The organism is Actinosynnema sp. NPDC023658, assembly GCF_040639995.1.
Lineage (GTDB): Bacteria > Actinomycetota > Actinomycetes > Mycobacteriales > Pseudonocardiaceae > Actinosynnema.
In genome coordinates this window covers 1-1178 of record NZ_JBFAAX010001401.1, presented here as the reverse complement: position 1 = coordinate 1178, position 1178 = coordinate 1, and the positions used below count along the sequence as shown (strand labels likewise).

Annotated in this window: 1 protein-coding gene; it reads right to left on the bottom strand. The window is 71.9% G+C overall.

All coding sequences use genetic code 11. The annotated features are described in order from the left end of the window. The coding region (locus tag AB0G02_RS41320; RefSeq protein WP_360806359.1) for a LamG domain-containing protein at positions 1–1178 on the bottom strand (1178 nt) is incomplete at both ends.

The following is a 1178-nucleotide window of genomic DNA, read 5'->3' as shown; positions in this document are numbered from 1 at the left end:
GTTCTTCGCCGCGGACCCGGCCAGGACGCCGTTGACGTACAGCCGCATCTGCTTGGCCGGCGCGTCGTACACGGCGACCAGGTGCGTCCACTCCCCCGCCTTCGCGGGCGCGCTGCTGCTCACGACCGCGTCACCGGGGTGCGTGGCCTCGTCCGAGCCGAACGTGTAGAACTCCCACCTGTCACCCGCGGCGCCCGCCCGGTACCCCATCAGCATGCCGCTGTTGACGTTGCCGAACTGCGCCACCGCCGTCGCCAGCGAGCCCGCGGCCCCCGCGCGGTCCAGCTTGGCCCACAGGGCGACCGAGTAGCTCTGGTCGGTGCGCACCACCGGACCGTCGGTCTGCAGGAAGTCCGCGTCGTCGTCCAACCGCAACGCGCCGTCCACGGCTCCGTCCGGGGCGAAGTGCGCGCCGCCCTGCAACACGCCCATGCTGCCGCCGGGCACCGCGTTCGCGGCGGTGGTGCCGTTGGCCTCGTCGAACTTCCAGTAGCCGAGCTGCACGTTGTCCCGGCTGACCGCGGCCCGGATGTCCGCGTCGTTCAACGCCCGGTCGTAGATCTTCACCTCGTCGACCGAGCCCTGCAGGTAGTCCACGTCGGCGCGAGAGTCCCACATCGTGCGACCGACGCGGACCGGCCCGGTGGCGTTCTTCGGCGGCACGTTGGCCTTGGCGACGCTGCCCGCCAGCACGCCGTTGACGTACAGGCGGAGCTGGTTCGCGGGCGCGTCGTACACGCCGGTCACCTGCGTCCACGTGTTGAGCTGGGCGTTCGTCGACGACCACACCAGGTCCGCGTTGGCACCGCTCTGCGTGGTGTCCGGGTTGGCCATGGCGAACACCCAGCGACCGCCGTCGTCCGGCCGGTACCACAGGTCGAACCCGGCGAACGTGGTGCCGTCCTGGCTCACGACCGCCTGCGCGCCCTCGGCCCTGGTGACCTTGGCCCACGCGGACACGGTGAAGCTGCCGTCGGTCCGCACGGCGTTGGGCGCGGACACGTACCCGCTCGTGCCGTCCAGCGTGATGGCCGAACCCACCGCGCCGGGCGTGTAGCTGATGCCACCGGCGGTGGTCCCGTCCCGGTCACCGAGGAAGGCGGTGTCCTTCGCGTTGCCCTCGAACGAGTACTGCGCCACCGCGCCGCTGCCCGGCCGCACGTGCACGTGCAGCAGCG